The organism is Thermodesulfobacteriota bacterium (assembly GCA_040753795.1).
Classification (GTDB): Bacteria; Desulfobacterota; Desulfobacteria; order Desulfobacterales; family Desulfosudaceae; genus JBFMDX01.
Genome location: JBFMDX010000038.1, coordinates 1 through 7,816, shown reverse-complemented (window position 1 = coordinate 7,816; position 7,816 = coordinate 1). Strand labels below are relative to the sequence as shown.

Below are 7,816 nucleotides of genomic sequence, written 5' to 3'. Positions count from 1 at the left end.
TTACGGCTGTGATCTGCCCTGCAACCTTCCCGGCCGTTTCGGATTCACGGTCAGGGTAATCCCGAGGGGGGATGATTTTATCCGTTTCAGTCCCGGCCTGATGACCTGGGCGTGAAAGAGTTAAGTGGTTAAGTGATTAAGTGATTAAGTGGTTAAGTGGTTAAGTGATTAAGTGATTAAGTGGTTAAGTGGTTAAGTGGTTAAGTGGTTAAGTTATTAAGTGGTTAGGTGATGGTGGAACAGAAGGATAAGAAACCGCGGGTGCTGGTGGTAACCCCGGAAGTTACCTACCTTCCCCAGGGGATGGGCAATGGCACCAATAACCTGACTGCCAAGGCCGGCGGACTGGCGGATGTGTCCGCGGCTCTGATCAGCGCGCTGTTTAAACAGGGCGGGGACGTGCATGTGGCCCTGCCGGATTATCGGACCATATTTGACGGCAACGCCGACCCGGTTCTGTTAAAGGAATTCAAAAATATTAAAAAGAAGATGCCGGAAAACCGGATCCATCTGGCCCGGGACCGGGCGTTTTTCTATATGGACACCGTTTATTCCCGCTCTTCCATGGAAAACATCAAGATCGCACTGGCTTTTCAGCGGGAAGTGATCAACAATATCGTCCCCGTGGTCAAGCCCGACCTGATTCACTGTAACGACTGGATGACCGGCCTGATACCGGCCATGGCCCGGGCCCTGGAGATCCCCTGCCTGTTCACGATTCATAACATTTTTACCGTTAAGCGGACCATGGCGGAAATCGAGGACCGGGGGATCGATATCGCTTCCTTCTGGAACCATCTTTTTCTCACCCGGCCGCCATACAATTACGAAGAGAGCCGCGGCTCCAATCCGGTGGATTTTCTGACCAGCGGCATTTTCGCCTCCCATTTTGTCAACACGGTCAGTCCCACTTTTCTATCCGAAGTCGTCAACGGCCGGCACACTTTCGTGGAGCCGTCGATTCAGCGGGAACTGGCCAATAAATGGTACGCCGGTTGCGCCGTTGGTATTTTAAACAGCCCGGATCCGTCTTATAACCCGGTCGAAGATCCGGACCTGTTCTGCCGCTATGACGCCCAGACCCATGTCAAGGGCAAGGAGGAGAACAAGATTTATCTCCAGCAGCGGCTGGGGCTGCTGGAAGATCCCCACGCGCCGGTGTTTTTCTGGCCGTCGCGGCTGGACCGCATTCAGAAGAGCAGCCCGCTCATGGCCCATATCCTTTACGATGTGGTCTCCCGGTACTGGGGGCTGCCCATGCAGATCGTGTTCGTGGCCGACGGGGAATTCCAGCCCTACCTGCGGCAGATCGTCAACCAGTTTAATCTTCATCAGCGGGTGGCCGTCTGCGACTTTGATGAACAGCTGTCCCGGCTGGCCTATGCCGCCTCGGATTTCATCCTCATGCCTTCGGCCTTCGAACCCTGCGGCCTGCCCCAGATGATCGGCCCGATTTACGGTTCCCTGCCCGTGGCCCATGATACCGGCGGTATCCACGACACGGTGGAACACCTGGATATCAAACGCGGAACCGGCAACGGCTTTCTGTTTAACGTGCTGGACGCCAACGGATTTTTATGGGCGATCGATCAGGCCATTCATTTTTACTATGTGTCGCAGTTGAAAAGGAAAAAGGAAATCTCGCGAATTATGACCGAGAGCCTCGAGTCGTTTAACCATTCCGTCACCGCCCAGCATTATATCGATCTTTATGAAAAAATGCTCAAGCGCCCCTTTATAAATCCTTGATGAATGATCTGACATGTCGGATACCCTGAAGGACAATCCGCCCCATGTTCCGGCCAGGCTGCGGCCGCTGCTCAAAGCGGATCCCCATCTCAATCTTTATCTTCCTGCTCTGGAGCGCCGACTGGCTCGTGTTGATGATGTTTCCGCCCGTCTTACCGATGGCGGCAAAGCGCGATTGTCCGATATCGCCCTCGGCCATGATTATTTCGGACTTCATTTTCAGAACAATGAATGGGTATTCCGGGAGTGGGCGCCCCATGCCGAGTCCATTTTTCTGATCGGCAGCATGACCGACTGGCGCCAGAAAAAACAGTTCGCCCTGGAGCAGATCAATGATGAGGGGGTGTGGGAGATCCGGCTGCCGGCGGAGGCCATGCGCCACGGCGATTTTTACCGTATTTATCTCAACTGGCACGGCGGCGGCGGCGACCGGATTCCGGCCTACGCCCGGCGGGTCGTTCAGGACCCGCAAACCCTGATTTTCAACGCCCAGGTATGGGATCCCCCGGCCTTTTCCTGGCAGCATGAACGCCCGGCAAGGCGGTCCGATCAACTGTTTATTTATGAGGCCCATACGGGCATGGCCCAGGAAGAGGGCCGAGTCGGCACGTTCCGGCAGTTTACCGAAAAAATGCTCCCCCGCATTGCCGCTTCCGGCTACAACACCCTGCAGCTCATGGCCATACAGGAACATCCTTATTACGGTTCTTTCGGCTATCATGTCTCCAGTTTTTTTGCCGTCTCTTCCCGGTTCGGCACGCCCGATGACTTAAAGGCGCTCATCGACGCCGCCCACGGCGCCGGCCTGTCAGTGATCATGGACCTGATCCATTCCCATGCCGTCAACAACGAAGTGGAAGGCTTGAGCTGCTTTGACGGAACCCGCTATCAGTACTTTCACGACGGCCCGCGCGGCACCCATCATGCCTGGGACTCCCGGTGCTTTGATTACGGCAAGCTGCCGGTGCTGCGGTTTCTTCTGTCCAATTGCCGCTTCTGGCTGGATGAATACCGTTTTGACGGTTTCCGGTTCGACGGCATTACCAGCATGCTTTATCTGGATCACGGCCTGGGCAAGGCCTTTACCTCCTACGGTGATTACTTCAACGTCAACGTGGATGAGGATGCCCTGGCCTACCTGACCCTGGCTAACACCGTGATCCATGAGGTCCGGCCGGACGCCGTCACCATTGCCGAGGACATCAGCGGCATGCCGGGCCTGGCGGTCCCGGTGTCAGAGGGCGGCTTCGGGTTTGATTACCGGATGGCCATGGGGGTTCCGGATTACTGGATCAAGCTGGTCAAGGAGTTTCCGGATGAAACCTGGCCCATGGGCCACCTCTGGTATGAGTTGAACAACCGGCGCCAGGATGAACAGACCATCAGTTATGCCGAATCCCATGATCAGGCACTGGTCGGTGATCAGACCCTGATCTTCCGTATGGCCGGGGCCGCCATGTACGATCACATGCACGTCGACGACACGGATCTGACCATCGACCGGGCTATGTCCCTGCACAAGATGATCCGTCTGATCACCCTGGCCACGGCCGGCCGGGGATATCTGAATTTCATGGGCAACGAATTCGGCCATCCGGAATGGATCGATTTTCCCCGTTCCGGCAACGGCTGGTCCTACCGTTATGCCCGGCGGCAGTGGTCGCTTTCGGATCATCCCGATCTCAAATATCGTTTTCTGAAGCAGTTCGATCGGGACATGATCGCGCTGGCCAACACCTTTGCGCTTTTTGCCGACCCCTGGCCGTACCTGCTTTCCGAGCACAATGAAGACAAGGTCCTGGCTTTCCGGCGAGGCGGCCTGGTGTTCGTTTTTAATTTTCATCCCACCCGGTCCCATGTCGATTATGGGGTAGCCGCGTCACCGGGGAAATACCGGCTGATCCTTGACAGCGACAGCCCGCTCTATGGCGGCCACGGACGCCTGGCGCCGGACCAGGAATATTTCACCATGCCGGCGGATAACGTATCGGAAGGCGCCATTGTCAGCCTGTACCTGCCCACCCGCACGGTCATTGTTCTCCGGCAGATGGATGGCGGGGCTTCCGCCGTGCCGCCGTTTTGAATGGGGCTGACCGACTGATATCGCAGAACCGTTTTTAAAATAAGGAGGCCAGACGATGGAACTGAAGACGGAACAACTGGATATTCCGGAAGGATGCAACATCATTTTCGGGCAAACCCACTTCATTAAAACAGTGGAGGACCTGTACGAGATCATGGCCGGATCTGTTCCCGGAGCCCGGTTCGGCATCGGTTTCTGTGAAGCCTCGGGGGATTGCCTGGTCCGGTTGGAGGGAAATGACGAGGCATTAAAGGAAGCGGCCGGGAAAAACGCGCTGAAGATCGGCGCCGGCCACACCTTTATCATTATCCTCAAGGATGCCTTTCCCATCAATGTCCTCAACGCCATCAAAATGTGCCAGGAAGTATGCACCATCTTCTGTGCCACGGCCAACCCGGTCGAAGTCGTTCTGGCCCAGTCCGAACAGGGCCGGGGCGTCCTGGGGGTCATTGACGGGTCTTCTCCCAAGGGGGTTGAAAAAGAAGAGGGGATTGCCTGGCGAAAGGACCTGCTACGGAAATTTAAATATAAATTGTAAAATCAACCCTTAATTGAGGCGCATCGCCGATTGAATTGGCAGGCAGGGTCCAAGGGGTCGAGGGGGCAAGGGGCGGAAGAAGACCGTTGACAGATAAAAACTTATCGGGCCTGGCCGACCGGTTTGTCATCATGATACGGTATGGCTTTCCCGGCACTCTTCGCGACAATCGCTCTGTTAATGTTGGAAAGAATAACCGGATTTCCCGGATACAGCTTAAGTGCCTCCTGAAAATGAGTCAGGGACTCATCAAGCCGGCCTCTTGCGAATAAAGCCAGGCCCAGGTTGTTGTGAATCTCGGCTGAATCGGGTTTGTAGCGCAAGGCCTCCCGGTAATGGCCGATGGCCTCATCCGTCTGTCCCCTTCCGGCCAATATCAGGGCGATGTTATGATGAGCCACAGGATCATTGCTGTCGATGGCCAGCGCCTTCTTGTAGACCTCAACTGCCTCATCAACCCTTCCCATCATTTCACAGGCCAGGCCGAGATTATCGCAGGCTTCGGAATAATCCGGTTGCTGGTCAATCGCCTTTTGAAAATATTCAACTGCTTCCCGGGGCCTGCCCTGGTCTCTCAACACAATCCCCAGGTTGTTGTAGGCCTCGGGAAAGCGGGGCTTCAGCCTCACCGCTTCTTTATAATGGACGAGGGCTTCCTCAATCCTGCCTCTCTGGTATAACGCCGTTCCCAAACCGTTTCGAATCTCCGGGTAATCCGGCTTAATCGCCAGGGCCGCTTCAAAGTTTCTAATGGCGTCATCAATGTTTCCCTGCCTTAAAAGGGACATGCCCAGAAAATTACAGGCGACATAATTGTTTTCGGTGGCGTTGATGGCATGGCCAAATAGGGTAACATTGCTTTTCCAGTGTCTGGTCTGGGCATGAGCGGCGATACCCATGGCCGCAAAAATGGTCACTGATATGATCAACCCTGATTTGACAAGCCGGTAGCGGCTGAAAAACGCGACGCTTCCCCAGGCGACGATAATAAAGATGCCGATAAACGGCACATAGGCCCAGCGATCAGCCAGTGCCGGCCAGAGGTTCGCCTGCTTGATCCCCAGGACAGGCACCAGAGCCCCGAGATACCAGAACCAGCCGGTAACCAGATACGGTTTTTCTTTTCTTTTCCGGACAATCAAAACAGTCACCGATATGACAAAAAGGCCTGCCGCCGCCACTTTCCAGAGGGGGATCGCCTCGGGGTACGGGTAATATACCGCCAGGTTCACCGGCCAGATCATTTTCCAGAGGTAGGCCGCATACGAGACGATGGCGTTGGCAACCCGCAGGGGCATTGATACCACTTCCGCCGGCACAAACATTTTCTGCGTTTGCAATTTGAACGAGGTAATGAGAAAAGCGGCGATGGAAATTGCAATCAGCGGGATTTTTTCCAGGATCAGATTGAAATTTCCGGTTACGGCACCCGGACGAAACCTTTTCAGCGGCCAGTAATCCAGTAAGAGCAGAAGAAACGGCAAGGTCATTAACATCGCCTTGGACATGATCCCGAGGGCGAACAGAATAAGAACCAGCGCATAATTACCAGGACGCCGGCCCCTGGAATAGCGGATATAGGCCAGGATGGCGCTCAGCCCGAAGAACGTGCTTAAAATATTTTTTCGTTCAGCCACCCAGGCGACGGAGTCGACGTTGATCGGATGCAGGGCAAACAGCATGGCCGCTATCGCGCTCGGCCATGTCCGGCCGGTGCCGGATCGCAGCATGAAAAAAAGCAGCAGGGCGTTGAGTATATGGATGATGATATTGACCAGATGATGGGCGCGGGGATTCAGGCCGAACAGTTGCACATCCGCCATATGAGAGACAAACGACACCGGCAGCCAGTGATCCAGGCCTTTAAAGCCAAAGGCCCATTTGATATTTTCCCAGGTCAGTCCCGTACGCACATGACGATTCTCGATGATATACGGGTAATCATCAAACACGAACCCGCAGTTCAACGCCGGCCAGTAAACCATTAAAGTTATAACGGTAATAATTGCGCAGACCAGAATAGTCCTGGCAGTACCGTCTGATTTATCTGTTTTCATTGTTTTTTCGGTTACTTATTCCATGAATTCATCGATGATCCGGCCAGGGGCCTGCGGCCCGACGTGATGATCTTTATGAAAGACGGCTGGCATCTGCCCATCACCAACGGCCTGGCCGCCAACCTCGGGGTGCCCCTGCCTTCATACCTTCCGCCTATCACCGGTTTTCTCGGCGGGCACGGATCCCTGGACACCCGAGGTATCGTCATGGCCTTCAAGGGGCCGGGAATTCCCGGGGGCAGGGTGATCAACGATCCCTGCAAAATATCCGACATTGCCCTGACGATTCAGGGCTTGCTGGGCATGGGGGAGGAGTTGATGGATAAATCAACGGATCCGGCCATGGCCAGGGACAGGTCCGCGGACATGCTGGGCTAATCGACACCTCTCAAGTATTGTCGGCTACGGGTTTTCTGAAATGGTGTCCAGAAAACAACTGCCACCACCGCCGCCGCCGCCCTTACTGTTCGTGCCGATACCGCATGGGTCAACAATAACGCCGTTGGCAACGCCGTCTAAATCTCCGAACCCGCCATCCTGAATTTCAATAATCACGGATTTCATGTTTGGCGCAAAGGCCGCATGTTCGGAATAGTCGATCCATCCTTCAACCGGGTCATATTTGTAAAGGACGGAACCATTCGGCGCCTTCTCGTCAAAGTAGATGGTTATCTGGACGGTGTCTCCCGGATTAGTGGTTTCCACCCTGAAATTGATCAGACCCCACGGCATGTTGGCCGGCATTCCATCAAGAATGCTCTGGTCCTGATTGTTCAATGATTGTAGAAAGGTTATGTTCTCAGATGTTTCAATGGCGACATACATATTGTTAACAACGGTGTTCACCCCGCTGAAATTATCCCCTTGTCCGTCCGGCTGTCCGTTACCGTCTAAATCCGTTTCTTCGCCGATCTCCTGGTCATCGGGAATACCGTTATTGTTGGCATCGTTCGGGGCCGCTCCAGTCGTAAAAGAGAAGGTCTCCGAATAATAAGACTTGCATCCGCTGTCGCACCACACCCTCGCCCGCCAGTAGTAGGTTGTATTCGGTTGTAACACCCCCGGAGCAACCTGATGGCTGAAGGCATCGCTGCGGATAGTATTTTTATTATAGGTCAGCCCGTTAAATCCGGGGTTTCTGCTGATTTGCCAGCGGGTCTTGTGATGTCCGCCGCAGGTGGCCGGGTCAATAATGTAATCAATCGTCAAAGCAGGCGTTAGAGACGCCTGAATCGATCCGTTTCCCGGGGAAACCGCTAAAGGTGTTGTTGAACGAAGCCGCTTCGCGGCGGAATAATTAAAAGCGTATACTCCTGCCCGTGCTCAATTATGGGCGCCCCTACGAAAGGAGTATACCATGGAAAACGCTGAAGTAAACCGTTTCAACCG

The 7,816-nt window shown here is 54.5% G+C and carries 6 protein-coding genes; 4 read left to right on the top strand and 2 right to left on the bottom strand.

From position 1 onward, the window contains the following. Window positions 1–231: 231 nt before the first annotated feature. Genes AB1724_20335 through AB1724_20325 form a run of 3 tightly spaced genes read left to right on the top strand, consistent with a single transcriptional unit; the run spans window position 232 to window position 4,370 of the window. The gene (locus tag AB1724_20335; protein ID MEW6080166.1) at window positions 232–1,749 is read left to right on the top strand and encodes a glycogen/starch synthase; all 1,518 of its coding nucleotides are present in this window, start codon (window positions 232–234) and stop codon (window positions 1,747–1,749) included. 13 nt (window positions 1,750–1,762) lie between these two features. After that, entirely contained in the window at window positions 1,763–3,832 is a 2,070-nt protein-coding gene (locus AB1724_20330; GenBank protein ID MEW6080165.1) for an alpha amylase C-terminal domain-containing protein, read from the top strand. 55 nt (window positions 3,833–3,887) lie between these two features. Further along, complete coding sequence (locus AB1724_20325) at window positions 3,888–4,370, top strand: adenosine-specific kinase (protein ID MEW6080164.1); 483 nt, start codon at window positions 3,888–3,890, stop codon at window positions 4,368–4,370. 101 nt (window positions 4,371–4,471) lie between these two features. Here the strand turns inward: AB1724_20325 and AB1724_20320 are convergent, their stop codons facing one another. After that, window positions 4,472–6,427, bottom strand: a complete 1,956-nt coding sequence (locus tag AB1724_20320) for a tetratricopeptide repeat protein (protein ID MEW6080163.1) — start codon at window positions 6,425–6,427, stop codon at window positions 4,472–4,474. Window positions 6,428–6,502: 75 nt separating this feature from the next. Between AB1724_20320 and AB1724_20315 the strand changes: the two genes are divergently transcribed. Further along, complete coding sequence (locus AB1724_20315) at window positions 6,503–6,805, top strand: hypothetical protein (protein ID MEW6080162.1); 303 nt, start codon at window positions 6,503–6,505, stop codon at window positions 6,803–6,805. Between the two features lie 24 nt (window positions 6,806–6,829). Here AB1724_20315 and AB1724_20310 read toward each other — a convergent pair whose 3' ends face one another. Then, the gene (locus AB1724_20310) at window positions 6,830–7,636 is read right to left on the bottom strand and encodes a fibronectin type III domain-containing protein (GenBank protein ID MEW6080161.1); all 807 of its coding nucleotides are present in this window, start codon (window positions 7,634–7,636) and stop codon (window positions 6,830–6,832) included. Window positions 7,637–7,816 lie beyond the last annotated feature (180 nt).